The sequence below is a fragment of the Vibrio sp. R10-SG3-ISO3 genome (genome assembly GCF_059834225.1).
Map to the genome: position 1 here is coordinate 50,779 of NZ_JCBDHE010000020.1, position 25,418 is coordinate 76,196.

The 25,418-nt window shown below is 50.3% G+C and carries 21 protein-coding genes; 9 read left to right on the forward strand and 12 right to left on the reverse strand.

Features of this window, described 5'->3' with window-relative positions; genetic code table 11:
- The first annotated feature begins 6 nt into the window (after positions 1-6).
- Complete coding sequence (locus tag AC6R1A_RS05425; RefSeq protein ID WP_500633991.1) at positions 7-1,005, forward strand: MBL fold metallo-hydrolase; 999 nt, start codon at positions 7-9, stop codon at positions 1,003-1,005.
- Between the two features lie 68 nt (positions 1,006-1,073).
- Here AC6R1A_RS05425 and AC6R1A_RS05430 read toward each other — a convergent pair whose 3' ends face one another.
- Both AC6R1A_RS05430 and AC6R1A_RS05435 read right to left on the reverse strand, forming a co-directional pair.
- On the reverse strand, positions 1,074-3,548 hold the full coding sequence (locus AC6R1A_RS05430) for a bifunctional diguanylate cyclase/phosphodiesterase (protein WP_500633992.1): 2,475 nt from the start codon (positions 3,546-3,548) through the stop codon (positions 1,074-1,076).
- Positions 3,549-3,844: 296 nt separating this feature from the next.
- On the reverse strand, positions 3,845-4,045 hold the full coding sequence (locus AC6R1A_RS05435; RefSeq protein ID WP_334551694.1) for a hypothetical protein: 201 nt from the start codon (positions 4,043-4,045) through the stop codon (positions 3,845-3,847).
- Between the two features lie 357 nt (positions 4,046-4,402).
- Between AC6R1A_RS05435 and AC6R1A_RS05440 the strand changes: the two genes are divergently transcribed.
- The gene (locus AC6R1A_RS05440; RefSeq protein WP_500633993.1) at positions 4,403-5,401 is read left to right on the forward strand and encodes an ABC transporter substrate-binding protein; all 999 of its coding nucleotides are present in this window, start codon (positions 4,403-4,405) and stop codon (positions 5,399-5,401) included.
- A gap of 2 nt (positions 5,402-5,403) precedes the next feature.
- Entirely contained in the window at positions 5,404-6,735 is a 1,332-nt protein-coding gene (locus tag AC6R1A_RS05445; RefSeq protein ID WP_500633994.1) for a diguanylate cyclase domain-containing protein, read from the forward strand.
- 50 nt (positions 6,736-6,785) lie between these two features.
- On the opposite strand, the gene AC6R1A_RS05450 is transcribed toward AC6R1A_RS05445, so the two are convergent.
- Entirely contained in the window at positions 6,786-7,493 is a 708-nt protein-coding gene (locus AC6R1A_RS05450; protein WP_500633995.1) for an SDR family oxidoreductase, read from the reverse strand.
- 288 nt (positions 7,494-7,781) lie between these two features.
- Between AC6R1A_RS05450 and AC6R1A_RS05455 the strand changes: the two genes are divergently transcribed.
- The gene (locus AC6R1A_RS05455; RefSeq protein WP_334551698.1) at positions 7,782-8,390 is read left to right on the forward strand and encodes a DUF6198 family protein; all 609 of its coding nucleotides are present in this window, start codon (positions 7,782-7,784) and stop codon (positions 8,388-8,390) included.
- Between the two features lie 98 nt (positions 8,391-8,488).
- Here AC6R1A_RS05455 and AC6R1A_RS05460 read toward each other — a convergent pair whose 3' ends face one another.
- Positions 8,489-8,965, reverse strand: a complete 477-nt coding sequence (locus AC6R1A_RS05460) for an HAD family hydrolase (RefSeq protein WP_487901568.1) — start codon at positions 8,963-8,965, stop codon at positions 8,489-8,491.
- Positions 8,966-9,192: 227 nt separating this feature from the next.
- On the opposite strand from AC6R1A_RS05460, the gene AC6R1A_RS05465 reads away from it, so the two are divergent.
- Positions 9,193-9,363, forward strand: coding sequence for a hypothetical protein (locus tag AC6R1A_RS05465; RefSeq protein ID WP_334551700.1), 171 nt, complete (start codon positions 9,193-9,195; stop codon positions 9,361-9,363).
- A 60-nt stretch (positions 9,364-9,423) separates the two neighbouring features.
- Here the strand turns inward: AC6R1A_RS05465 and AC6R1A_RS05470 are convergent, their stop codons facing one another.
- Genes AC6R1A_RS05470 through AC6R1A_RS05480 form a run of 3 tightly spaced genes read right to left on the reverse strand, consistent with a single transcriptional unit; the run spans position 9,424 to position 14,481 of the window.
- Entirely contained in the window at positions 9,424-12,525 is a 3,102-nt protein-coding gene (locus AC6R1A_RS05470; protein ID WP_500628383.1) for an efflux RND transporter permease subunit, read from the reverse strand.
- Positions 12,522-13,835 carry an efflux RND transporter periplasmic adaptor subunit gene (locus tag AC6R1A_RS05475; protein ID WP_500628382.1) on the reverse strand — a complete coding sequence of 438 codons (1,314 nt, stop codon included), beginning with the start codon at positions 13,833-13,835 and terminating at the stop codon, positions 12,522-12,524. The genes AC6R1A_RS05470 and AC6R1A_RS05475 overlap by 4 nt, the downstream gene beginning before the upstream one ends.
- Entirely contained in the window at positions 13,825-14,481 is a 657-nt protein-coding gene (locus AC6R1A_RS05480) for a TetR/AcrR family transcriptional regulator (protein ID WP_500628381.1), read from the reverse strand. The genes AC6R1A_RS05475 and AC6R1A_RS05480 overlap by 11 nt, the downstream gene beginning before the upstream one ends.
- A 667-nt stretch (positions 14,482-15,148) precedes the next feature.
- Here AC6R1A_RS05480 and fdhF point away from each other — a divergent pair.
- On the forward strand, positions 15,149-19,324 hold the full coding sequence (gene fdhF, locus AC6R1A_RS05485; RefSeq protein ID WP_500632915.1) for a formate dehydrogenase subunit alpha: 4,176 nt from the start codon (positions 15,149-15,151) through the stop codon (positions 19,322-19,324).
- Between the two features lie 159 nt (positions 19,325-19,483).
- The gene (locus tag AC6R1A_RS05490; protein WP_500632916.1) at positions 19,484-20,416 is read left to right on the forward strand and encodes an endonuclease/exonuclease/phosphatase family protein; all 933 of its coding nucleotides are present in this window, start codon (positions 19,484-19,486) and stop codon (positions 20,414-20,416) included.
- A gap of 75 nt (positions 20,417-20,491) precedes the next feature.
- On the opposite strand, the gene yghU is transcribed toward AC6R1A_RS05490, so the two are convergent.
- The gene (yghU, locus tag AC6R1A_RS05495) at positions 20,492-21,349 is read right to left on the reverse strand and encodes a glutathione-dependent disulfide-bond oxidoreductase (RefSeq protein WP_334551711.1); all 858 of its coding nucleotides are present in this window, start codon (positions 21,347-21,349) and stop codon (positions 20,492-20,494) included.
- A 393-nt stretch (positions 21,350-21,742) separates the two neighbouring features.
- Between yghU and AC6R1A_RS05500 the strand changes: the two genes are divergently transcribed.
- Entirely contained in the window at positions 21,743-21,910 is a 168-nt protein-coding gene (locus tag AC6R1A_RS05500; RefSeq protein ID WP_487901561.1) for a hypothetical protein, read from the forward strand.
- Between the two features lie 10 nt (positions 21,911-21,920).
- Here the strand turns inward: AC6R1A_RS05500 and AC6R1A_RS05505 are convergent, their stop codons facing one another.
- Positions 21,921-22,580 carry an HAD family hydrolase gene (locus tag AC6R1A_RS05505; protein WP_487901560.1) on the reverse strand — a complete coding sequence of 220 codons (660 nt, stop codon included), beginning with the start codon at positions 22,578-22,580 and terminating at the stop codon, positions 21,921-21,923.
- A gap of 203 nt (positions 22,581-22,783) precedes the next feature.
- On the opposite strand from AC6R1A_RS05505, the gene AC6R1A_RS05510 reads away from it, so the two are divergent.
- Positions 22,784-22,918: an entericidin EcnAB gene (locus tag AC6R1A_RS05510; RefSeq protein ID WP_334551715.1), complete on the forward strand. Its 135-nt coding sequence runs from the start codon at positions 22,784-22,786 to the stop codon at positions 22,916-22,918.
- 74 nt (positions 22,919-22,992) lie between these two features.
- Here AC6R1A_RS05510 and AC6R1A_RS05515 read toward each other — a convergent pair whose 3' ends face one another.
- The 3 genes from AC6R1A_RS05515 to AC6R1A_RS05525 all read right to left on the reverse strand — a co-directional run bounded on the left by AC6R1A_RS05515 (position 22,993) and on the right by AC6R1A_RS05525 (position 25,377).
- Positions 22,993-23,607, reverse strand: a complete 615-nt coding sequence (locus AC6R1A_RS05515) for a glutathione S-transferase family protein (RefSeq protein ID WP_500633542.1) — start codon at positions 23,605-23,607, stop codon at positions 22,993-22,995.
- 9 nt (positions 23,608-23,616) lie between these two features.
- Entirely contained in the window at positions 23,617-24,648 is a 1,032-nt protein-coding gene (gene curA / locus AC6R1A_RS05520) for an NADPH-dependent curcumin/dihydrocurcumin reductase (RefSeq protein ID WP_487901557.1), read from the reverse strand.
- A 132-nt stretch (positions 24,649-24,780) separates the two neighbouring features.
- Positions 24,781-25,377, reverse strand: a complete 597-nt coding sequence (locus AC6R1A_RS05525; RefSeq protein ID WP_487901556.1) for a TetR/AcrR family transcriptional regulator — start codon at positions 25,375-25,377, stop codon at positions 24,781-24,783.
- Positions 25,378-25,418: the final 41 nt, after the last annotated feature.

Here is a 25,418-nt window from a genome sequence, read left to right on the forward strand (position 1 = left end):
CAACCAATGAAAGTACTCGCATCGACTGTTCTAATGGCATTGGCATGTTGCGCCCATGCCAGTGAACCCACCGCGCAAGAGTATGCGCAAAAAGGCATGCAATACGCCGACTTGTTTCCAGGTTTGACCAATATTTGCGATCTTGAGTCGCCGATTCGAAATATGGCGATTCGCACAGTGAACAGCGAACAGAAGCGCAAAGAAAAGAAAAGCGGCAAGGGGCGTTCTGAACCCATCCCACCGACACAGGTGTTTGATAACCTCTACTACATCGGCACGGGGGGCGTATCCAGTTGGGCCATTACAACCAGTGACGGCATTATCTTAGTCGATGCGTTAAATAACAACGCGCAAGCTAAGCAATATATTGAAGCGGGGTTGATTGAGTTGGGTTTGGATCCCAATTCAATCAAGTATTTGCTGATTACGCACGGTCATGGCGATCACTATGGTGGACAAGAATACCTCGTCGAGCACTACCAGCCACGCTTGGTGATGACCGATGTCGAGTGGACGCGTCTGGAGCAGCCAGTGCAAGACTTTGCCAGTCCTCGTTGGGGTAAGAAACCATCACGTGACATCACAGTAGCCGACGGTGAATCCATCTCCTTAGGTGAGACGACAGTGAGCATTTATCTGACTCCGGGTCACACGCCGGGTACGATGTCGCTAATTTTCCCGGTATACGACAACGGTGAACAACACATCGTCAGTTTGTGGGGCGGAACAGGGCTCAATTATGGTCCTGATGAAGAGAGAATCCTTGCCTACAGTCAGGCCGCTCAGCGTTTTAAACAGATTGCAAAAGAGGCTGGCGTGGATATCTACCTGTCCAATCACCCTACACGTGATGGCTCGTCGGAAAAAATGTTGCGAGATTTACCGAATCGTCAGGCTAATCAGCCTCATCCCTTCGTCATGGGGCAGGCGGCGCTCCATGCCTACGATATGCTCGGAGATTGTACCTACGCACAAGTGCTGAGAATTCGCGCTGAGCAGCAATAAAAGACCCTTGAACAGACGCGCACCAAGTTAATCACTTGGTGCGCGTTGGTGTGTTTATTGAGCGCCTTTTAATCCAGCGCTCTTGGCTCACCTAAATGAAACCCTTGCAGATAATCGATGCCAATGTCCGTGGCGATTTGGCATACCTGCTCATTGTGCACAAACTCTGCGACGGTTTTGGCGTCAAAGACTTCACACAGTCGTACCAGCTGCGAGGCGATTTTTCGCTGTTTGGCGTCTTGGTCTATGGTGCGAATCAAACTGCCGTCGAGTTTGATGACTGACGGCTCGAGCTTAATGATCTCATCCAAATTGGAATAACCAGAGCCAAAATCGTCCACAATGATCGCAACGCCCATGGCGCGAAAATGGTCACACACTTCACGCATGCGTGCAAAGTTGCGGATCTGCTCGGACTCGACGATCTCAATGCCGGCGCGGCTCGGGTCAGCAAGGCTATGCACCTCTTGCTCTAACAGGGCCAGCGTTCGGTCGTCGAGGAGATCTTGCGGAGAGAGGTTCAATGAGAAGATATCGTTATTCAAGCGCATTTTAGCAAAGGTGTGCTTGATCATTTGACGACTCATCTTGGTGTAGAGACGCGTGCCTTGAATATGCGGTAAGAACAAGCCCGGAGAGACAATCTCACCTTGATGCTGCAAGCGTACTAAGCACTCATAGAACGCGGGCTCTCGGGTTTTGGCATCAAAGATCGGTTGGACAAACGGCACTACTTGATGTTGATTGATGGCGCTGTTCGCCACAGATAATTGCTTCAACCGGACCTGACGCTCTTGGTCTTGAGAAATCAAGTTGCTGGCGTTATACAAATAGCGGTGATGTTTGATTGCGTAGCGACGCGCATCGACCGATTTAAACAACAGCTCATCCGGGCTGCAGTGTGGGAAGTCTCGGCGATACACCACGCCTGCGCAGATGGATACGGCGATGTGGTCGGTCTCCACAATGCCCAGGTGATCCAGATCGAAATGCTCTATCTGTTTGATGGCACGGTAATAGCGTTCGCGCATGCTGTCTATCTGTTTATCAAGGGTAAAAATCGTCGCCCATTCACCCACGCCAAGGCTATACAAGGTGGCCTTGTCCGCAAAGACATCATCCAGATTGTCGATGAAAAAAGAGGTCAGCAGCATCAGCAGACGGTCACCAATGGCGTAGCCATATTTCTCATTGATTTCGGGGAGATTAGCTAATTTGAGTGTAAACAGGGCTTTGTCGTCGCTAATTTTTGCCAGTTGTTGACGAAGAACAGAGCGGTTCGGCAATCCTGTGGTGTGGTCAATGCGATAACTCGATGCCAACTCCTCGGCTTGGGATTGGATTTTGTGCTGCATTTGCAGATGGCGCGTGTCCAAATCAGCAAACGCGTTGCGGATCATCGAAAACAGCGGCGATACACTGGAGGTGTTATCGAGTGTGAGCGACGGTACCGGGCCGCTGGCGTCACCTTCTCGCATGGCAAGGTAGGTCATGCTGTGGTGCAAAATCTCTTGAGTGGACGCCTCTTTGTAGAGCTCGCCCATACAATAAAATCCATACGTCGGCGCGACTTGTTGCAGTGGCGCTAACTCTTGATTGCCCTCGATAAAGTCCAGTCGAGACGTACAGTTAAAGACAAAGATCGCATCGGGTTGCTGCTGAGCCAGGTGGTAAGCGCTGTCTTGGACTTGGTGAATGGTGAGCTCGGGGTGCACATAGCAAAACTGAACCTCATCACCAACGCTGAGGGCTTTATCAAACACCAAACCCGAATTCTCATCCACATACTGCGGCAGATAAACATCTTGATGGGTTGGGTCGCCTTTGATGAGAGGGAAATCAATCAGCTTTTGCTGCGGCAGCTGCTGCCCATCGGCTAAGTAGCGCTGGTACAACTCGGTAATGTTTTGATGGTTGAGCGTATAGACGGTGTTGTCGGAAGTTTGGGTGACTTTAAATCTTTGCCCTATGGCGTTCCACTCACTGAATGCTGAGCGCCAAACGTGAAGCTCAGGGCTGTGAATCGCGACCGCGACGCTGCATTCTTGGTAACATTCGCCATTGAGCAGCACCCAGCGGCCTTGTTCTGTGATGGTTGAGGCGCCGCCCGCGACGGGGATGTTGCTTTTATCAAAGCAGCGGAAGAAGGAGTTGCCTTTTGCCGTCAGTCGATCAACGAAGCAGAGTATGGCCTTGGTCTCTGAACTCAGTGATAGAGAGTGAGACAGTGACTTTCCGCCTTTTTCACCGCTGGCGTTTGGCGCTGATGCATAGGTCAAGGTGGCGTGATCAAATCGCGTGATCACGACCTGCGTCGCTCCGCGCTCTATGACCCCATCGTGGATCACGTGTTGGGCACTGGCGCCGATAACCACCGCATCCGGCCATTTTCTTTGCAAGGTACGAGAGAGACCTTGAACCGTCTTAGAGGACTGGCTGGAAAATAACTGGATGAGAATCGCAGAAGAAAAGCCAAGTTCCTGCTTTTCGAGATGTTTCTCTAGCTGAGTGTTGGAGCGAACACAAAGCGAAATACTATACATAGACAACCACTTTATTCTTATTACACCGCGCATCAAGTCACTGATTGTGTCCTAGATACGATGGTTCACTTCTGTCTAGGGCGATGTCTCGCTGATTATGCGTAATATCGCGTCACCGATAGAGTCACTCATAAGTTGAGTCGCCGCTTTGATAACAACCTATATGAAATGATACTTAATGAGTAGTCCGAGGAGTCAACTTTTGACAAGAAAACTGTGTAACAAGGGAAACAAAAATAGTCCTCGCTATGAGGCCTATTGAGATGTGAATGTCGATGTTCGACTGAGCGCGCCGTTTATGCGGCGTATTTTGCCACTTCATGCGGATACACGCGCATGCCGCTGGTGGTGTTTTCGTAAACGGACAGGTCTTGTAAGTAAGACCACGCGTGACGGTCGGTTTTCGTTTGCGCCGCCAGGCGTTCGATGACGAGGTCGATGTCGCGACCTGCGTAGTCTCTATCGTGAACGAATAGATTTTTAATCACTGATAACATACCCAACTCCCTCGTTGTAGTTAAATTACATGGTTGTATGTAAATAACATAGTTCATTGTTTAAATGTGATCAACAACTAATTTTTAATGTCACGGAAGATTCATTTTATGTAATTTAATTTCACTTTATTGGTGCGTGCTTGGGTGCATGCGCACCAGTTTGGGGAGCTAAAGCATGAGATACAAAGCCTAATAAGGCTAACTATGATGAATAGCACCGCAATTGAAGGCGCAAATTGCTCGATAGGCGCGTTAATTGTGAGAAATCCTCGGCTTTATTCATTCTTTTTCTGTCCAGACAGGCAAGTATTGACTAGATTTATACGAGCGTGATTGCGTACATAAAGCGAATAATGAATGCAGAAAACAACAAAAAGTCAGTGGCTATGGGTAGGGATCAGTGTGGTTTTCGTCGCACTGTTTATGTGGTTGGGTGCCAAAGGTAAGGATGACCAGCAAGGTGAATTGAATAGGATGAGGATTGCCGTCTCGACGACGCCACTCTCCACTCCCTTTATTGTGGCAAACGCGTTGGGGCTGTATGACAAACAGGGCTTATCCGTTGAAATGATCCCATGCACCGGTGGGGTCGAGTGCGCGAAGTTACTGATGCAAGGCGAGGTCGATTTGGCGACCGCATCGGAATCGGTGGCCATGTTTAACGCTTTTGATCACCCTGAACTGGCACTGCTGGCCACCTTCGTCGAGTCAGACAATGACGTAAAACTGGTCTCACTCAGTTCGTCGGACATTCGTCAAGTGAGTCAGCTGCAAGGTAAACGCATTGGCGTGATTCAAGGCAGTGCGAGCGAGTTCTATTTAGATGCGGTCTTGCTGTCCCATGAGGCGAGCCATCTCGATATCAACAAGGTGTTTGTAGCATCTTCAGAGATTGTCACAGCGCTACTTGAAGGGCAGGTGGATGCCATTTCGGCTTGGGAGCCCATGATCTACCAGATTCACCAAGCAACCGGCGGTGAAATTAATCATCTCGGTTTAACCGGACTGTATCAATTGAGCTTTAATCTACTTTCTACTCAACCCTATTTGGCTCAAGCTAATGATGCACCTATGCAACTGATTCAATCGCTCGATCAAGCGATAGAGTGGATTCACCTCAACCCAGAGAACGCGCAGAAGCTAGCGGCGGAGTTTCTTGCGCTGCCGGCGGAACAAATCACGTGGTCGTGGGATGACTATGTGTTCAGATTGTCCCTAGGCAACGCTCTGCTGTCCAACCTGCAGATCCAGGCGCGTTGGGCGAAGCAAAATGGTTTGGTTGACAATGATATGCCAGATTTTCGTCAACTGCTCTACACCGAGCCGTTTGAGCAATGGTCGGAGCTGCGAGATTAATTATGCTGAAGTCGTTAACCAAGAAACTCTCGTTATTGTTTGGGACCACACTCGTACTGACCGTGTTGATTGTGGTGCTATTGCTAAACATTAACGCCCAGCAGCGTCAAACAAAAATCGAATTGGATCAGGTGGTCGAACTGCAACTGTCGGTGGATATGCTGAGAAGTCAGTTGTGGTTGTTCATGCAGTTTTATGATGAGCAGAGTTTGCATCACGTCATCAGCGCTCATTCAGACCTCGCGGCGCAGCTCAGCACTTTTGAAAACCGTGATCACCGGTTGGACAATATGCAAAGAATGAGTGACGGCCTTTCCGCTGTGATTGCGCAAGAGAGTCGTATCTATTCGGCGCAAGATTCGGCCTTACCGTTGGCGAGTGATTTGAGCAGTCGTGAGCTGTTTCAATCTCGCTACAGCATGATTGTACAAACCATGACTGAGGAGCTGGCGTATGTGCATCGCCAAGTTTTGGATAAGAGCGCCCGTGAACTCAAAGCCTTGATGTGGTTTGCCGCTGGGTGGATGATCATCGGCTCGGTTGTGGTGTGTTTGATCAGTTTGCACATTTTCCTTCGTTATCGTATTGGTGCGACGGAAATCAAAAGGGCGATTGTGGCGGTATCCAAAGGGGATTTAGACTCCAAGGTATCGCTGAAAAAAATGGATTCAGAATTTGAAACCATAGCGACCTTTTTCAATCGTATGACCAGCAACCTCAAAGAGACCACGGTGACCAAGCAAGAGTTGCAACGTGAAGTGGAACGTCAAACGTTGCAGTTAAAAGAGAAACAGAAGCAGCTGACGTTCTTATCTGAGCATGACACGTTAACCAACCTAAAAAATCGCCGAGCCTTCAATGCCAAACTGGACGATGCCTTGCAACGAGCGCGTTTGCAGCAACACAAGCTCGCGTTGCTGTTTATTGACTTGGACAAATTCAAGCAAATCAATGACACCTTGGGCCATGACGCAGGCGACTGTATTTTGGTGACGGTGGCGCATCGATTGAGCCATTCGTTCCGTGACAGTGATTTTGTCGGCAGGCTGGGTGGCGATGAATTTGTCGTCTGTCTCGATTTACTCGATGATTTCTCCTGTCTCGATGCTCTTATTGATGAGCTGATGCATCACCTCAATCAACCTATCGTGTTCGAGGGCGAAGCGGTGAGATTAGACGTGAGTATCGGGGTGAGTTGTTTCCCAGACCATGCGCAAGACAGAACCAGTTTGATGCGTTTGGCGGACTTGGCGATGTACCAAGCGAAAGGCCACAGAGGCCCAACATGGCAACTGGCTTCCCACCACTTATCGATTCAGCCTATCGCCAAATAGTCTTTATCGATAAGTGGTGGCCAATGGCGTGATCGTCTGTTAAAGGTCATTCACCATTCAATGCGCGCCCCATCATAAGCGAGAAACTCACCGCTGAGCTGCTCATCGGCCTGTGACACTATCGCCAGCAATTGACGCGCGACACGCTCAGGGGAAAGCAGTTTTTCTTCGGGGACATTGGATTGAAATGGCTTTGACAGTGCCGTGTCGGTTGTCCCAGGATGCAGCGCGAATACGCAACTGCTCGGCTTAATCCGTGACCACTCAATACTCAAGGTTTTGATGGTCATATTGAGCGCCGCCTTTGAGGCGCGGTAGCTATACCAGCCACCCAAACGGTTGTCACTGATACTGCCGACCCGAGCCGATAAGCTCGCAAATTTAGGCTGTTTGCTCTTCATCAGCAGCGGTTGCAAGTGTTTAGCGAGCAACACTGTCGCCAGTGCGTTGGTTTGCATTGAGCGAAGGAAAAACGCGCTGTCGAGCTGCGCAAGTCGCTTTTCTGGTTGATGCGTGTCGTCATGCAACAGGCCCACCGTATTGATGACCCAATCGAGTTGGCTCATGGTTTGGCTTAAGTTCTCAATATGCGCCTCATCACACACATCCACCAAAAACCAGTTGAGCTTGGGGTGCGAAAGCAACGGTTGACGTTGGCGAAACGTCGCATAAACGGTGTCGATAGTGTCATCTTCAATAAGCTGCTTGACCATAGCAAGGCCAATACCGCCAGAGCCACCCACGATTAAAACCTTCATCCTCTGCTTTACTCCTCTCAATGACGCTTGTGCCTGTTTAATCATAAGGCTTTGTACGGGTCAAAGCGGCACAGCGCTCACCGAGTTGCGCTCAATCTCTTTCAACACACGGCGGTATGGGCTGGTACTCGCTAAATGCACTGAATTGGTGAACACTGTGTAAACTTCCTTTAACACTTATGATGTGATCATTATCACGGACGATCTCGACATTTTTGCTAAACAACTTCATCTTATGCCCGTTTGATTCTGAGAATTTTTTGAATCTAAAGGATAGGAAGCCGGATTATGGACAACGAACATAGCTTGCGAGAAAACTTACTCGCCCTCATTTTAGGTAGTGCCCTGGTCTCACTTGGGGTGATCTTCTTTAACAAGGTAGGTCTCCTCACGGGTGGCACCGCGGGATTGGCGATTTTCCTCACTAAAGTGAGTGATTTCAGTTTTGGTCAGGTGTTTTTCGCTCTCAACTTACCCTTCTATATTTTGTCGGTCACTCGTATGGGCTGGCGTTTTACCATCAACACGTTTATTGCGGTGACCATAGTGTCGTTTGCGGTCGACCATCTTCATCACTTGATTGAGATTGCCCGTATTGAACCCGTGTATGCGGCGTTACTGGGTGGTGGATTAATCGGCGTCGGTATGCTGGTGATATTCCGTCACAAAATGAGCTTAGGTGGCTTTAACATCTTGGCGCTGTTTCTTCAGGAACGCTTTGGTATTCGTGCCGGTAAAGTGCAAATGGGTCTTGACTGTACCATCGTGATTTTGTCGCTGTTTATCGTCGATATCCATCTGATTCTATTGTCGGTACTGGGCGCGATTGCGACTAACCTTATCTTGGCCATGAACCATAAACCGGGTCGCTATCAGCCCAAACCCACGGCGGCTTAATCTGACGTTAATGTCTCGAGTTTGTCACAGATGAAAAGGGCAGAGCCAAGGTGGTATTGACCACTGAGCTCTGCCTTTTTTGTTCTCTGGCTTGTACTTTAGTCGCGTTCGAGCAACTGAGTCAGTGACTGGATGTGTGTGATGCCTTCAGGTACCGCATCGTTGTTTGGGTTGTACAAAACCGTATTGAGCCCAGCTTGCTGGGCAGGATAGATGTCTTTTTCCAGTGAATCTCCAACCATGATCAGATGGCTTGGCTCAACCTCCAGAGATTGTGCGATGGCGTCGTAAAACGCAACACTGGTTTTTTCTAACCCTAGGTTCGCCTTGCAGTAGTAGCCATTAAGATAGTTGTCTAACCCGACTCGCTGGAAGGCTTGTTCAATGTCTCTTTCTGAGGAGTGCTGAGCGCTGGTGGCCACGTAAACCGCATGCTCTTTTGCGAGTGCTTGTAACGTCTGCTCGGCGCCTTCTACCGTTTCGACTTTTTCCCATGTACTCATTTTCCCGCTTTGGTCGGGAAAATCGACCATTAAGGTATCTCCCCAATCAAAGAGATAGATTGGTTGCGTCATTGCCCGCTCTCCCATATTTGTTCGTTGGCACCCTCGGTGAATGGGAAGGTGTTGATTGGTCATTATTTTCAATCTATTACGAGAAATCCAGCGCTAATTGAAAATGGTTAACTATTGCTAATCGAAACGATAAAAAACTGGATTAGGCACCGGATAAAAATGCCCTTACAGTCGCCGCATAACCTAAGGTAGGTTAGTGAAAAATCCAGTTAATTGAGGTGGTTTAAATGTACGCAATCGGTGATGTGGTAGTAGCGACAAAAGGTAAGGACTTCGGCCCAATGACCGTTTACGGTTTAAGCAGTGGCGGTTTTTACGTGCACGTTAAAGCGGACGGATTGATGTTGACTTACCCAGCTAAAGATCTACAAATCGCTCAATCATCTAAAGCAGCGTAATTGCTCGGATGAGAGAATTCTAAGATAAGGCCAGAGCATGTTCTCTGGCCTTATTTTTTGTTAGATTTCCTCGTGTTTATGCACCAAGCCAAAATCCGCTAGGATGGCGTAGGCAGCCGGGATCATAAACAGCACCAGGAGTGTCGAGGCGAAGATACCGAACACAATCGAGATGACCAGCGGCTGGATAACCTGCGCTTGCAAACTGGTTTCCGTCAAGAGCGGAAGTAAGCCGGCGGCGGTGGTCATGGAGGTGAGAAAGACGGCGCGAAAACGCTCGCGACTCGCTTTGACCACGGAGTCGTGCACGCTGTCCCCTTCATCGACATGGTGGCGGATATACTGCACCAGTAAGATGGAATCGTTCACCACGATCCCCGCCAGCGATACAAAGCCCATCATACTCGGCATACTCAATGGGTGGCCAAGCAGCACGTGGCCCCACACCACACCGATAAACGCCAGTGGAATCGCCAGCATGACCACAAACGGCTCAAGATAGCTGCGGAACTGATAGCTTAAGATGGCGAACACGCCAAACAGCCCGAGCAAAAATCCTTTACCCATTGAGGCGCCGGTTTCCGCGGCGTCTTTCGCTTCGCCTTCAAAATCAAATCTCAGCCCCGGGTATTTAGCGACCAGTCTTGGCGCTTCTTGCTGCTGAAACTGACGAATGATGGCGGTGGAGTTGGCTTTGGTGTTGTCAGTATCACCAAACACACTGACGGTTCTTAGCCCATCAATACGTTGAATGCGCACGTAATTGCGTTGGAAATCCAAGGTTGCAATACTGGCAAGTGGGATCTGGCTGCCGTCTGCAAGAATGATAGGGAAGTTGGCCAACTGGCCAAGATCGCCAGCCTGCGTTTTGTCCAGCCTCACCTCGATAGAAATGTTCTCCACACCGACTTGAATTTCATCCGCCGTTTGACCAAAGAACGCCGCGCGGAGTTGCGAAGCGATCAGTTGCCCGTTCACCCCATAGCTCTCGGCGCCTGGGCGAAGCTTCACCAGCACCTCTTCTTTGCCCATGCGCATGTCATCTAAGACGCCATGTACGCCATCAAATTCATTGAGGTATTGTTGAATCTCGATGGAGGCGGCTTTGAGCTCTTCCAATGAATCGTGTTTGGCGCGAATTTCAATCGCGCGGCCACCCGGTCCCATTGTCGGCTGCTTAAATACCAAAGAAATGGGGTCGGCGAGCTCACCGACATCATCACGCCACGCAGCAATGAAGTCATCAATAAGGGTGTTGCGACTTTCCGCGCCAAGCAGATCGAGTCTCACCGTCGCAATGTGTGGGCCAGACTCATTGGCATCCGCGTTGGTATTAAACTGGCTAGTGATGTGCTCAACAAGCGGTCTGCCTTGCTCAAACTCCTGACTCCAGGTTTCATCGAGTTTGCGCGCTGAAGCAACAATGTGATCCACCACCTGTTCAGTTTGGCGCAGCGAAGAGCCCGGCGGTAAAATCACACGTGCCTCGGCGATATCACCATCCAGTTCAGGAAAGGGTTGGAACTTCAAAATGCCACTCACCAGTGTTGAGGCAGAGATCAACAGCATCGCCACCACCGCGCCTAAAAACGCGTAACGGTAGGCCACCACTTTGTCGACGGCGTTGACCAACGTGGTGTTGCGAAAATGCTCAAATCGATCGAGCAGTCGCTTCTTCCAACGATTGGGCGCTTTTTCGACTTTCTGCTTATGCAATGAGTGCGACAGGTGATTCGGCAAAATCAAAAACGCTTCCACCAAGCTGAGCGTTAAGACCAAAATCAGCACTTGCGGCACCGCTTTGAGCACTGCGCCCATCTCTCCTTGCAGGAACAGCAAGCTACCAAAGATACACACCGTAGTTAAGAAGGAGGAGATCACCCCAGGGAGCACTTTTTTGACGCCTTTGATCACCGCGTCATCGATCTCTTCGCCTCGATCTAAGTGGGCGGCAATAGACTCAGCGATAACGATGGCATCATCCATCATGATACCGATGGCCATCAATAAGCCGACCAAGGACATGATATTAATGGATAGCCCAAGTTGTGCCATCAAGAACAGGCCACCTAAAAAGGCCACCGGTAAGCCCGCGGCTACCCAAAATGAGTAGCGTAAGCTAAAGAAAAGCCACATGGTGGCAAACACCAACACGATCCCTTGCCAACCGTTGCGTACCATCATGGTTAGGCGGTCCCACAACACCGATGAGAGGTCATTGGTCATTTCAAGGGTGACGCCATCGGGCGCGTGCGCTTGTTGGTCGGTCACGAACGCGGCCACGCGCTCTTTAATGCGCAGTGCGTCGTCTTCTTTGTTTTTGCTCACTTTGAGCAGGGCGGATGGGTGACCATCAAACAGCACTTTTTGCTCATCGAGCTCAAAGCGATCGGTGATTTTAGCCACGTCTCGCAAGCGAATCAGAGAACCATTCGGCCCAGAGCCAACCACAATCGTTTCAAGTGCCTCTGGTGTGACGCGTCGCTCATCAAAGCGAATGAGAAAGTTTTTGTCAGGCGTTTCCACGTTGCCACTGGGCAGTTTGACGTTCTGCTTGCCGATTTGCGTCGCGATATCGCCAACACTCAGACCCAGTTGGCGAATGGCACTGGTGTCGAGTTCCACTCGGTATTGGTGATCAGAAAACCCGGCCACATCGACCAGCGACACACCATAGTCAAGTTTCAACGTTCGCTTAAGCTGTTCGGCGTAGGCTTTTAACTCTGGCCATGTAGTGTCTGCGGTGATAGCCACATCAACCACAGGCTCGTTCCAATCCAACTCTTGAACGATAGGGGATTCGATCTCCTGCGGAAAATCGTTGATGGCGTTGATTTGAGTTTGCACATCCACCAACATGCGGCCAATATCGGCTTTCTCGTCCAGTTTGAGCACTAAACGCGCTGAGCCTTCGACCGCCTCACAGCGTGTTTCAACGATATTGGCCAGACCATCCACCGCGTCTTCCATGCGCACGCAAATGCTCTCTTCGACCTCTTGTGGCGACGCGCCGGGGTAGACGACGCCGGCCATGATATATGGCGGATCAAACTCAGGGAATGTCTCACGTTTGATGGTGGTGAGAGATGTCACGCCGAGCAGTAGCAAGGTGAGCATCAATAAGTTGGCCGCCGTTGGGTGCTTGGCGAAAAAACGAATCATGATTTCGGCTCCTGTGGCGAACGCGCATCTTTGAGCAGCATCCCTTCAATCGCAGGGAGGAGATCATTGAGAATCAGCGCTTGTCCTTGCTCCAAATCCCCCTCGATCACCACTTGGTTATCGCGGCGATAAAGTACTTCAACCGGCACCATGCGCAATTTGCTTTCTTTATCGAGCAGATAAATGGTATTGCCATGGAGGGCGCGTTCAGGGATAACCCAACTCGGGTTGGCTTGGCCTTCGACTTCAGCGCGCACAAACATGCCATTAACCAGTGGCGGCGTAGCGCCCGGCGCAAGTGCGCGATAGTCTTGCTCGATTTCGAGGATGACGCCCGCCGTCGCTTGATTAGGATCGACCGTTTCACTGATGCGCGCCACACGCGCAGGCCACGAGGCTTTTAGGTTTCCGCTGCTTAGCTGCACGTTAGCTTTAATATCCGTCATATTGGGTTGCGGAATGCCGGATTCGTCGCGGCCAAATTCACCTAGGCTTGCTGCGATAGTCAGCATGTCATGAATCGAGAGCTGCGCTTCCACTTCCATCACTTGTATGCCATGAGCGACCACCATGGTTTGCTGTAGATTGACCACTTGGTCTTGCTCGATATCAACGCTGGCGATGCGTAAGTCGTAAGGCAAGCGAATGATGGTTTTCTCGAGAGAACGCTTGGCCTCATCCACTTTGGAGGTCGCCACTTTCACTTGCGCCTCTGCAACGCGTTTTTCGTCAGGCATCAAGCCGATTTGGTTCTCGATGTCGAGCACCAGTTTACGTTGTGATAAGGTGCTTTGCTGCTGCTGGTCAACGTCGGATTGAGAGTTCAGCCCTTTTTGACGCAGGTTTTGTTGGCGCGCGAGTTCTTTGTTGGCAATGTCGAGTCGATTTGACTCAATCACTAACGTCTGTTTGAGGTTGGCTTCTTCTTGGTTGAGCTTAGCTAAAGAGGTGTGAGCAGAATTGAGATCAGCTTGGGCTTGAACCAATTTGAGTTCGTAGTCGAGCGGGTCAATACGCAGAATTTCCGTCCCCGCAGGTAGGACTTGTCCTTTTTCAAGATCCGGGTGTCGATAGACAATTTTCCCCGTAACTTCCGCGATGGCTTTCCACTCGACTTTCGGTGCAACCTTGCCAAAACCAATCGCCAGTGGCGCCATCGCTTTGAGTTCCAGTGTTTGGGTATCGACCAGTCTGGCACGCTCACCCGCGGGCTTTACGGGCAGTTGCGGCTTGGTCATGATCGCAAGGGCGAGGATAAGGATCCCGACCCCAAGCGCAGGGAAAAACAGCAGTTTCTTATTAATTTTCATCGTGTTCGCCTTGGGCTTGTAAAAAGCCATGTTTAAGAACGTCAATATTGTGTTCAAGCAATCGGTTTAAAAAAGATTCGCTCAGTTCAATGCCATGAATCGAGAGAAGAGAAGCGGGTGCGATAAACGGAAACACCATCAAGCTGATAAAGGAGACTCGACACAGCAGGGGATCCATACTCGGGCGAATAATGCCGTTGGCGGCCAGCTTCTCAAAAATCATTGACTGCATAGGCCGGCCCACGTCATCAAAGACTTTCTGCATGAGTTTTCGCTGGGTTTGCGACTCAGGCATATTCATCACTTGCCAAATGAGCTTGGGAAAGTGCGGCGTTTTGTGCATCTCTTGATAGTAAGTGCGCATAATGTCGATAAAACTTTGCTGAGAACCGACACTAAACATCTGTTGCAACTGATGTTTCATCGGCTCGAGTGTTTCTCTCAGCATGGTCTCAAACAGCCCCTCTTTGCTGCCGAAGTAGTAGCGAATCATCGCGGCGTTGACCCCCGCTTTTTGCGCAACTAAACGTGTCGAGACCTTGTCATACGGCATCGCCATGAACAGTTCGCGCGCATGGAGGATGAGCGCGTCTCGGGCATCAATGTTTTGCGTCGGTCGACCTGCGCGGCGTGGTCTCTCTTGCACGGGCTTCTCCAATCAACAATTAAACAATTGGATAATTATAGGGGGCAAACTGGCGCTTCGACATGAGAAAAATTATTCACCTGTTAATCAAGTGGATAATTATTGCGATGCTTCACAAAATTCGACGTCTCGAGAAAAAGATGAAAAAAAAACCGTGCAGTGGGCAAACCGCACGGATCAAAGTATGAAATGAGATAGTTTGGAATGTTTGCCACACGTAGAGAGTGTTATTAAACGCCATTTAAAGCGATATTTTCAAAGTCATTACCCCAATAGTAATCACCATAAAAATACCGAAAGAATGGTGTCTCATTAACACCGTTTTTCGTCAATTAAACTCTTGATTCATCGGTGTGACCAACGGTGTCTAAAGTAACATTATTGTTATCTATAATTAAATGTTAAAAACGAAATTATACATTACAAATATGAAAATGACGTGCCACATAATTACCCTTTCTGTTAACAATATGATGCCTAATTTAATTGTATGATTATCGATGGATGCTGAACAATATCAGAAACTTAGGTGAGCATAGGCTTGACAAGAAATCCACTGCGGAAATTCACGTGCTAAAGAGTACGAATGTGTGATCAATCACAGGTTATTAACCATTAATATTGTATGGTTAATAAAGGTGTAATGTCGCAAAGAATGGAGTGCGGTGTGATTGAGATAATCATTGATGGAGCTTATCGAATTGTCGAGACGGACAAAACGTTACTTGAGGTCGCGAGCGTCTGCGGCGTTGAGATCCCATCTTTGTGTGGTTTGAACCGTTCAAACGACAAAATCCCATGCGATTTGTGTGTGGTCGAAGTGGAAAGTGGCGGCATGAAACGTGCCTGTGAATTGAAGGTCTACTCTGGGCTCAATGTGGTGACGCAGTCTCCTGCGCTTTCAGAGCATCGCCGCCGGGCCTTAAATCGTATCATGGAAGATCACTACGCCGATTGTGAAGCGCCGTGTCAGACCGCGTGTCCCGCTGGGGTCGATATTCAGAGCTATCTCTACCATATTGCGCAAAATGATCATCAAAAAGCGGTCGAAGTGATTAAAAAAACGCTGCCGATGCCATTGTCGATTGGCCGCGTTTGTCCTGCATTTTGTGAAAGTGAGTGTCGCCGCTCGCTCGTCGATGAGCCGATCGCGATTCGCCAGCTCAAACGCCACGCAGCCGACGCTGATCAGCGTGCCTATCAGGCCTATGTACCGGAGAAAAAAGCCGACAAGCCACAACGTGTCGCGATTGTTGGCAGTGGGCCGGGCGGATTGACAGCGGGCTACTACCTATCGAATGAAGGCTATCAAGTGGACGTGTTCGAGGCAATGCCACAAGCCGGGGGCTGGCTGCGTTATGGCATTCCTGAGTATCGCTTACCCAAATCGATTCTTGATCAAGAAATAGATCTGCTGTGTCGCAACGGCATGACGATTCATACCAACAGCAAGTTAGGTGAGGCGAACACGCTCAGTGCGCTGAGTGAAGAGTATGACGCCGTTTGTCTTGCGGTTGGCGCGTCCAAAGCGGTCGAAATGCACTACCCTGGGAGCACGCTTGAGGGTTGTTATCTTGGAGTGGATTACCTCAAGGATTACGTCACCGAGCAGCGCTATACCACCGGGAAAAAAGTGGCGGTGATCGGTGGGGGCAACACCGCGATAGATTGCGCGCGCACTGCGGTGCGAGCAGGCGCCGATACCACACTGATTTATCGTCGTACCCGCGATGAAATGCCTGCCGAAGATTATGAAATCGTGGAAGCGGAACACGAAGGGGTCAAGTTCCACTTTTTAACTAACCCAGTGGAAAACCATGCGGACGAGCAAGGGCGCGTACATCAAGTCACCTTTGAGCGCATGGCGCTGGGGACACCCGATGCTTCAGGTCGCCGTCGTCCAGAGCCGACCGGCGAGTATTTCACACAAGCGTTTGATACCGTGATTGCGGCCGTGTCACAAACCCCAGATCTGGATTTCATGCGTCATGAAACACTGGATATTCCTATCACCCGATGGAATACCGCTGATGTGGATGAGACTACTATGCATCACGGTAGTGGTAACTTGTTCAGTATCGGTGATTTTCGCCGAGGCCCAGCCACTGCCATTGAAGCGGTAGCGGATGGACGAATTGCCGCGCAAGCCATCGATCGCTTTTTCAATGGCACCATGGCATCACTGCCTGTTAAACCGTTTAATGCGCGCAAAGAGCCGTCGTTAAACAAAGTCGACCCTGCTCAGTTTAAGCAGTTAGAGCAGGTGAAGCGGATGATCATGCCTGAGCTCAGCGCCGAGCAGCGTGAATGCTCGTTTGACGAAGTCGAGCTAGGCTTTGATAACGAGCAAGCCATAGCGGAAGCTGCGCGCTGCCTAGAATGTGGCTGCCAAGCCAACACCGATTGTGCGCTGCGTGACTACGCCACCACTTATCAGGCCGAGCAACACCACCCGCAATCGGTGAAGGTTCAATCCGCAGCCGATTGGCAAGCGGTGCGCGATGAGCGGCATAAATTCTGCGTCGATAGCAGCTCAGAGTTTATTGTTTTTGATGCCAACCGTTGCATCAGTTGCGGGCAATGCATACAAGCGTGTCGTGAGCAAAGCGTTCATGGCGTGCTGAGCTTTATGACCGACGAAAAAGGCCACCCGAAACTTCGCCCCGATTTACGACCTAACTTTGGCCCCAATGGCACCTTAATGGGCGATTCCACCTGCGTACAGTGCGGTGCGTGCACGCAAGCGTGTCCGACTGGGGCGATGGTGGATAAGCGCAATAAAGCGCAAGGCCGGGATATTGAATTGAAACAGGTGGATACCATATGCACCTACTGCGGCGTTGGCTGTAAACTGACGCTGCATGTGGATGAAGCGCGCAATCGTATCATGGCGGTGACAGGCGGAGCCTCTCCGGTTAATGAAGGTATGTTGTGCGTCAAAGGTCGCTTTGGTTTTGATTTTATTGGCAGTGACGAGCGCCTCACCACGCCGTTGATCCGTAAAGATGGTTGGTTGCAACCGGCGTCTTGGTCTGAAGCGATTACGCTGATTGCGAACAAGTTTTCTGCCATCAAACGCGACTTTGGTTCGGATGCGCTGGCCGGTTTCTCTTCAGCGAAAACCACCAACGAAGATAACTACGCGTTTCAGAAATTCATCCGTCGAGAGCTGGGCACCAATAACGTCGATCATTGTGCGCGTTTGTGCCACGCCTCGACAGTCACCGGGCTTGAAGCGGCGCTTGGCAGTGGCGCGATGACCAATGATATTCCGAGCATTCAGCACTCTGACATCATCTTTATCATAGGGTCCGATACCTCATCAGCGCACCCGATCATCGCTTCGCACATTAAACAAGCGGTGCGTCACCATGGCGCGCGCTTGATTGTCGCCGACCCGAAACGCATCGCCATGGCCGATCACGCGGAGCTCTATCTTGCGCATCGTCCGGGGACCGATGTGATGCTGATTAATGGCGTGATGCAGCAAATCATCAAACACGGTTGGTATGACCGAGACTACATCGAAGAGCGCGTAGACGGTTTTGATACCATGATGCAAGAGGTGATGTCGCCCTCATACGCGTTAGAAAACGTGGAGCTGGTCACCGGTGTGAAGGCGGACGATATTTTCGCTATGGCGCGCATGATAGGCACGGCGAAACGCACCGCTGTGTATTACTCAATGGGCATCACTCAGCACACCACCGGTCATGATAACGTTCGTTCCATCGCCAATTTGCAACTCTTGTGCGGCAACATCGGTATTGAAGGCGGCGGTATTAACCCTCTGCGCGGCCAATCCAACGTGCAAGGTGCGTGTGATATGGGCGCGCTGCCCAATAACTACCCGGGCTACCAAAAGGTCTATAACCCCTTGGTGCGGGATAAATTTGCCCTCGCTTGGGATGCGCCCAATCTATCGCTCACACCTGGATTGACCTTAACAGAAATCATCGATGGCGCGTGCGATCGCAGCGTACGCGGCTTGTATGTGATGGGTGAAAATCCGGTACTGAGCGATCCGGATCAAGCCCACGTGATTGAAGGGCTTGAGAGTCTCGATTTCTTGGTGGTGCAAGACATCTTCCTTACCGAAACCGCGCAGTACGCTGATGTGGTCTTGCCGTCGTGTAGCTTTGCCGAGAAATCGGGCCACTTTACCAACACAGAGCGCCGAGTGCAGCGCATTACTCCTGCAGTAGCGCCGCCGGGCGAGGCGAAAGAAGATTGGTGGATCATTCAGGAAATCGCCAATGCGATGGGTGGGGAGTGGCGTTATCGTCAGGTCTCGGATATCACCAATGAAATAGCTCGAGTCACACCACAATATGGCGGTCTAAAGTGGGCCAACATCCCGCCTAATGGCGTGCAGTGGCCGAGCAATAAGAATAATCCTGAAGGGACGCGCATCATGCACCAGACGCAGTTTTCGCGTGGTAAAGGGCAAATGGAGGCGATTCCTTTTCGCTATGCCGCAGAGCTGCCGGATGAGGAGTTCCCATTAGTGCTGACTACCGGCCGCGTGCTGGAGCAATTTCACACCGGTACCATGACGAGAAAAACCCAAGGGTTGGATAACCTTGCCGGGCCAAGAGCGATGATCAGCGTGCAGGATGCCGAGCGCTTAGGTATTGGCAATGGTCAACGGCTGAAAGTTTCCACCAGGCGAGGTGAGATTGAGATCGACGCTTTTGTCACCAAGCGTATGCAGCCTGGGGTGGTGTTTATTCCGTTCCATTTTGTGGAGTCACCGGTCAACCGTTTGACCACCACGGCCAAAGATCCGCACGCTAAGATCCCGGAATTTAAGGTCGCAGCCGTACGCGTGGAGCCGCTTTAGGCAATCACGCGTTGTACTTTAGCCGATTTTAACGGCTTAGCCTTGGGCTAAGCCGTTAAAAACTCGGTGAAAACGTCAATCATCGACCATACTTACTCTAATTTGTTACGCGCGATTGGGCCTTGTCTCAAGTGGCGCTAACGTTGAGGGAGAGGTGGAGTGAAGCGTTGGATTCTTTGGGCAATTGTCTATTTCCCAGCCTTGTGCTGGGCAGGGTTATCACTGAAAGAGTCCCTCTGGTGGGTAGAAAATATCGTCGCGTTTCCTGCGCTGTTTATGTTTGGCTATATACTGCTTGCCCTCGTGTTGGGGCTGGCCCGCTGTTACGGTCAAACGCTTGTCTGCCTTGTCCTTGCCGGCGCGTTTGCCTTGATGACCCCCAAAGGCAGCCAAGCACTCGTCGCAGACTGCGATACTCCCGTCACCGTCTTGCAATACAATCTCTACTACGAAAACCCAGATATCCATCAGTTCATCAACTACTTATTAACGCAGCCAGCGGATTTGATTGTAATGCAGGAAGTGGCGCCGGAGATTGGTGAGCAGCTTAAATTGCTCGATGACCGCTATCCGTTTTTCTATGGCGGCCAAGAGGGCATCGGTTATCCGTCGAGCCAAATGATTCTCAGCACCACCCCGTTAACGGACGCCTCTGTGTTTCACACGCCGGATCAGCAGAGCGTGATTCGCGCGCTATGGCATCCACCAAAACAAGATCCCATCACTTTAATGGTGGCGCATCCACCTTCGCCGCGCAGCAAAGAACTCTGGCATCGTCGCAACGCGTTAATTCGAACCATTGAGTCGTTGAATGAGCAATACCCTGATGATGAAGTGCTTATCGTCGGAGACTTTAACCTATCCTCGATCAGCCGACGTTTTGCGCAGCTGTTCCCCACCTTTCAGACCGCGCCGGTGGCCAGTTGGCCTAATTGGGGCGCACAAGTCGCAACGCCTGCATCAACCATGATTGCCATTGATCACCTTTGGCTACAATCGGCGAATGCTGGGCGGCGTTTGTGCCACAGAGAAAGTCTTTCGACACCCAACGGTTCCGATCACAAGTTGGTTCTCACCAAAATTGGCTATTGAGCAAAAAAAAACCAAGGCAGTTTTTGCCTTGGTTATGAGCTGAATGGGTTATTCAGTAGAGGAGGTCGAGGGCAATTAAGGTTTCAGTGCGAGCACTTTATCAATGTCTGCCGCGCTGTGGCGTTCAGGCACTTGCTCCCACTCTTCACCCCATGCACGGTTGACGATACGACCACGCTGCACCGCTTCTCGCGCTTCAATCTCTTTCGCCCAGCGTTTGACGTGTTGATAACTGTCGACGTCTAAGAACTCTGCGGCATTGTAGGCGTGACCTAACACCAGATTGCCATACCACGGCCAGGTGGCGATGTCGGCGATGCTGTACTCTTCACCACCGAGGTAGGTGTGCTTCGCCAGTTCTTTGTCGAGTACGTCGAGCTGACGCTTGGCTTCCATCGCAAATCGGTTGATCGGGTACTCGAATTTCTCTGGTGCATACGCATAGAAGTGACCAAAGCCGCCGCCCAGATAAGGCGCAGAGCCTTGCAGCCAAAATAGCCAGTTCATCACTTGAGTTCGCGCCGCATGATCTTTAGGTAGGAAATGACCAAACTTTTCCGCAAGGTAAAGCAGGATGTGGCCAGATTCAAAGACGTTGATGGGCGTTTCACCAGAACGGTCCACTAAGGCCGGAATTTTTGAGTTCGGGTTGATTTCGACAAAGCCAGAACCAAACTGATCACCGTCACCAATTTTGATCAAGTAAGCGTCGTACTCCGCCTCTTTGACACCGAGTGCAAGCAGTTCTTCGAGTAAGATGGTGACCTTTTGTCCGTTTGGCGTTGCCAGAGAATGCAGTTGTAGCGGATGCTCGCCAACGGGTAGGGCTTGTTCGTGGCGCGCGCCTGAGTCTGGTCGGTTGATGCTGGCCCATTGTCCGCCGTTGCCTTCTTCCATTGTCCAAACTTTAGGTGGTACGTATTGGTTAGTCATTCTAATTCCTTATCCAACGTTGCTTTGTGCCCTAACATCATAGGGCATACTTCACACGTTGGGGTGGCAAGAGAGAATTAAAAGGCTATCGGACCAATTTGATAGAACCTCGAGTTATGACACAGAGTGCTTTGGCATATCGGCGGATGCGTTAGGCGAGATAATCAGTAATGAGGGACGACGATACTCGTCAGAGGCAGGGCACTATCTTGAGCACATTTCAGCCTTCTTATTTGCAAGCGATCGGTGCTGCGCTTTCAAACAGGATCACAAAATCCGATCATTTTACACAGCAGATAGGAAATTCAATGGAGCAAAAAGAGGGAACTGCTACAGTGAAACTGCGGTCAAATCGAACAACTGTTTGACCACAGTTAGCTAGGGAGTCATACCATGGATGAGATGATTAGAAAGGCGCGCCAAAAGCGTCGTAAACACCAGCAGCAAGTTAAACCATTGAACTTGCAACAGAAAAAGTACAGTGAACTGATTTTGGTCGATTTCGATGAACCCTCGGCGCCGCAGGTTGACCGCCGCGCCGAGAGCAAAATCTATTCATAGTGCCTAGGTGTTAGGCCACCATTGTTTCCGTTTTCAAGCGCGCCAGCGCATCCGATAACGAAGACTCGACGTAGTGGCCTAATGCCAATACTTCCTCACAAGGCGCGACCAAATCAGGGATCTGAAACGTCGTCATATTGGCAGCCATGGAGCTGCGCACACCATTGTTCGAATCCTCAAACGCCACACATTGCGCGGCCTCAACGCCGAGCCTTTGAGCGGCGAGTAAATAAATCTCTGGGTCAGGTTTGCCTTGGGTCACTTCACAGCCGCACGTTAGAGAATCAAAGTATTGATCCAATCCCGCCAGTTTTAATTTCACCGTGGCAACCTCTCGTTGTGATGAGGTGGCAACAGCGGTTGGAATCTTGTTCGCCTTTAACCACTTCAGCAGATCAAGCACGCCTTCTTTGACCGGAATGGCTTGATGATTAACGATGGCTTTGTAGTTTTTACGCCATTCTGCATCGAGCTTATCGAGATCGTCGTGGTACACCTTACGAAATGTCTTATCAATGCTGACCGCGTTTTGGCCAATGATGGAGAGGTAGACATCGGGGTAGAACGGAAGGTTAACGTTGGCGCAGGCTTGTTCAAACACCTGCATACAGAGGCGCTCGGTATCGAGCAATAGGCCATCCATATCAAAAATTGCGGCTTGGAAATTCATAGTAGGGCTTTCATTGTGAGACGTTGAAAGCGGTCATTCTGACATAGATGAACGGCTCCGTCCAAGTGGCATAAATTGAATATTTGCTTGCGATAAGCTTCGGTCAGAAGTGTGACAAAAAGGGCGATTTAGCCCTTTTTTGCCATCCATAACTTGGTTAATCTACTTTGTCGAAACAAACGCGGAATTGTAAAGGATTAACGATGAAACTCTCTGCCATGATCGCAACGCTTGTCTTACTTCTCGCCGGTTGTTCCAACACCTGGGAAGGAGTGAAAGAAGACTCCTCCAAAGTATGGAAGGACACCAAAGAAGCGATTCACGAAGCGACAGAATAACCAAAGAAAACGCCGCCCTTTTAGTGACTAAAAAGGGCGGCGTTTTGATATCTAACGGTGCCAATGCCTACGGCTTAACCATATTGCGCTTCTAACTGCTCCGCTTTATTGAACTTGTCGTGAGTCGCAAGTTGCTTGGCGTAGGTAGCGATATGAGGGTAACGCTCCAGTAGTCCGAACTTGGTTAAGATTTCCACGATGAAAGACATCATGATATCCGCACCGGTGAGGGTGTCGGCGACCAAGTAACGTTTACCTTCTAAACGTTGATTGACGTAACTCATCACCTTATCTAACTCAAGATCGGCGTACCCGGCAAGGAAGTTGGTCTGCGCACCATCTTTGGCGACAAACATTTTCAGAAGCAAGGGCAGCGCCGCTGAGCTTTCCGCAAAATGCAGCCATTGAAGGTAATCGACATAGTCATCGCTGTCTGATTTGGGCGCGAGATGTGGCCCGTAACGTTGGATTAGGTACTCTGTAATGGCCCCAGATTCAGCGATCACCACTCCTTTGTCTTCAATGACGGGCGATTTACCCAAAGGGTGAACACTTTTGAGTTCAGGTGGCGCGAGAAACGTGACGTTATCACGTTGATAAGGCGCGATTTTATACTCAAGATTCAGCTCTTCTAGTAGCCAAATGATGCGCTTAGAGCGCGATTGGTTTAGGTGGTGCAGCGTAATCATGACGACTCCTTATACCGGCTCGTTGGTTTTAACGACCAGCTTACCGAAGTTTTTCCCTTCGAGTAGGCCAATAAAGGCATCAGGCGCGTTGTCTAGCCCTTCTACCATGTGCTCTTTGTAGTGAATCTTACCTTCTGCCAGCCAACGATTCATGTCTTGAGCGAACTCACCATAACGGTGACCGTAATCATCAAAAATGATGAAGCCTTGCATCTTGATGCGTTTAACGAGCAATTGCCCCATCAACATCGACAGGCGATCTGGCCCTTGTGGCAAAGAGGTGGCATTGTACTGTGAGATAAGGCCACACAATGGTACGCGCGCGCCAGTGTTGAGCAATGGCATAACAGCGTCAAACACTTTACCGCCAACGTTTTCAAAGTAGATATCAATGCCTTTTGAACAATGCGTGGCGAGTTGCTCAGCGAAGTCGTCCGCTTTATGGTCGATGCACGCATCAAAGCCAAGCTGCTCCACCGCATAACGGCATTTTTCTTCTCCGCCGGCTACACCGACAACGTAACAACCTTTCAATTTACCGATTTGGCCAACCATAGAACCGACCGCGCCAGTGGCGGCAGCCACGACCAGCGTGTCGCCTTCTTTGGGGGCTCCAATATCAAGTAGGCCCATGTAAGCGGTAAAGCCAGGCATGCCCATTACGCCGAGCGCATAGGAAGGGTGCGCCGGGTTTTGGCCCATGTTGATTAGGCCTTCGCCATTTGACAGTGCGTAATCTTGCCATCCGCTGTAGGCCAGCACCCAATCACCGTTTTTAAACTGATCGTGGCGAGATTCGATGACCTGACACACGGTACCCGCGACCATGGTGTCACCGATAGCAACTGGGTCTGCGTAGGATTTTGCATCACTCATCCGCCCGCGCATGTACGGATCAAGGGAGAGATAAACACTGCGCAACAGAACTTCGCCCTCAGCTGGGCTTGGAATGTCTGTTGTCTCTAGACGAAAATTATCCGCAGTGGGGGCGCCATTGGGGCGAGATGCAAGCACTACGCGTCGGTTAATGGAATCTGACATGATGTTCTCCTGTGTAGACATGACATAAAGTACGTCTTGGTTATGTTATTAGACCAGTCGTCTAGTTGTGTGGCCAAAAAATCCCGCTACCAGCATAGTCGATAACGGGGAGCAATGTGTGATGAGCCTGCTCTACTTGATGGCCGGATTACCCAGCAAAGCTTTGGAGCTAAGTAAACACAGCTCAAGATGGGTTTCATCTTGAACAAGCTTGTTGAGCAAACTCGCACCTAACCATTGTTGATATAACTGAGTGGCCGTGGCATGTGCGTTGCTTACCTGGACCGAGCCATCGTCAATGCCCACTTCAATACAGCGAGCAAGGCTTTCGATCACCATTTCTGCGCCTTTGGCGAGCGATTGACGCATCGGCTCGGATAAATCGGCGACTTCGGCACTCAACTTGACCACAAGACAGCGGTTCGCATTGCAGGTGCCTGAATCTTTCTCCAGCCAGCGAGAGAAGTAGTGAACGAGTCTTTCAAAACCGTTCAGATCGGTCTGAGTTAATATCTCGTTGCTGCGCGCCATGTACTCACGAATGTATTCGCTAATTAGCGCCTCGCCAAACTGCTCTTTCGATTTGAAATAGTGATAAAAAGAGCCTTTCGGCACTTGGGCGGTGCTCAGCAGTTCAGACAACCCCACGGCGGTAAAGCCCTTATTGACCACCAACTGATAACCAATATTGAGAATGTGCTGACGAGTATCTTGTGTTTTTGCGTTCATGGCCGCTACTATAGTGTAAAACTAGACCAGTCGTCTAGTGC

Excerpts from the sequence above, each read along its gene's own strand:
- AC6R1A_RS05440 (WP_500633993.1), top strand. The coding sequence starts at position 4,403 with ATGCAGAAAACAACAAAAAGTCAGTGGCTATGGGTAGGGATCAGTGTG.
- AC6R1A_RS05465 (WP_334551700.1), top strand. The coding sequence starts at position 9,193 with ATGTACGCAATCGGTGATGTGGTAGTAGCGACAAAAGGTAAGGACTTC.
- AC6R1A_RS05455 (WP_334551698.1), top strand. The coding sequence starts at position 7,782 with ATGGACAACGAACATAGCTTGCGAGAAAACTTACTCGCCCTCATTTTA.
- AC6R1A_RS05460 (WP_487901568.1), bottom strand. The coding sequence starts at position 8,965 with ATGACGCAACCAATCTATCTCTTTGATTGGGGAGATACCTTAATGGTC.
- curA (WP_487901557.1), bottom strand. The coding sequence starts at position 24,648 with ATGTCAGATTCCATTAACCGACGCGTAGTGCTTGCATCTCGCCCCAAT.
- AC6R1A_RS05505 (WP_487901560.1), bottom strand. The coding sequence starts at position 22,580 with ATGAATTTCCAAGCCGCAATTTTTGATATGGATGGCCTATTGCTCGAT.
- AC6R1A_RS05510 (WP_334551715.1), top strand. The coding sequence starts at position 22,784 with ATGAAACTCTCTGCCATGATCGCAACGCTTGTCTTACTTCTCGCCGGT.
- AC6R1A_RS05525 (WP_487901556.1), bottom strand. The coding sequence starts at position 25,377 with ATGAACGCAAAAACACAAGATACTCGTCAGCACATTCTCAATATTGGT.
- AC6R1A_RS05430 (WP_500633992.1), bottom strand. The coding sequence starts at position 3,548 with ATGTATAGTATTTCGCTTTGTGTTCGCTCCAACACTCAGCTAGAGAAA.
- AC6R1A_RS05445 (WP_500633994.1), top strand. The coding sequence starts at position 5,404 with ATGCTGAAGTCGTTAACCAAGAAACTCTCGTTATTGTTTGGGACCACA.
- AC6R1A_RS05500 (WP_487901561.1), top strand. The coding sequence starts at position 21,743 with ATGGATGAGATGATTAGAAAGGCGCGCCAAAAGCGTCGTAAACACCAG.
- AC6R1A_RS05515 (WP_500633542.1), bottom strand. The coding sequence starts at position 23,607 with ATGATTACGCTGCACCACCTAAACCAATCGCGCTCTAAGCGCATCATT.
- yghU (WP_334551711.1), bottom strand. The coding sequence starts at position 21,349 with ATGACTAACCAATACGTACCACCTAAAGTTTGGACAATGGAAGAAGGC.
- AC6R1A_RS05425 (WP_500633991.1), top strand. The coding sequence starts at position 7 with ATGAAAGTACTCGCATCGACTGTTCTAATGGCATTGGCATGTTGCGCC.
- AC6R1A_RS05470 (WP_500628383.1), bottom strand. The coding sequence starts at position 12,525 with ATGATTCGTTTTTTCGCCAAGCACCCAACGGCGGCCAACTTATTGATG.
- AC6R1A_RS05450 (WP_500633995.1), bottom strand. The coding sequence starts at position 7,493 with ATGAAGGTTTTAATCGTGGGTGGCTCTGGCGGTATTGGCCTTGCTATG.
- AC6R1A_RS05435 (WP_334551694.1), bottom strand. The coding sequence starts at position 4,045 with ATGTTATCAGTGATTAAAAATCTATTCGTTCACGATAGAGACTACGCA.
- AC6R1A_RS05475 (WP_500628382.1), bottom strand. The coding sequence starts at position 13,835 with ATGAAAATTAATAAGAAACTGCTGTTTTTCCCTGCGCTTGGGGTCGGG.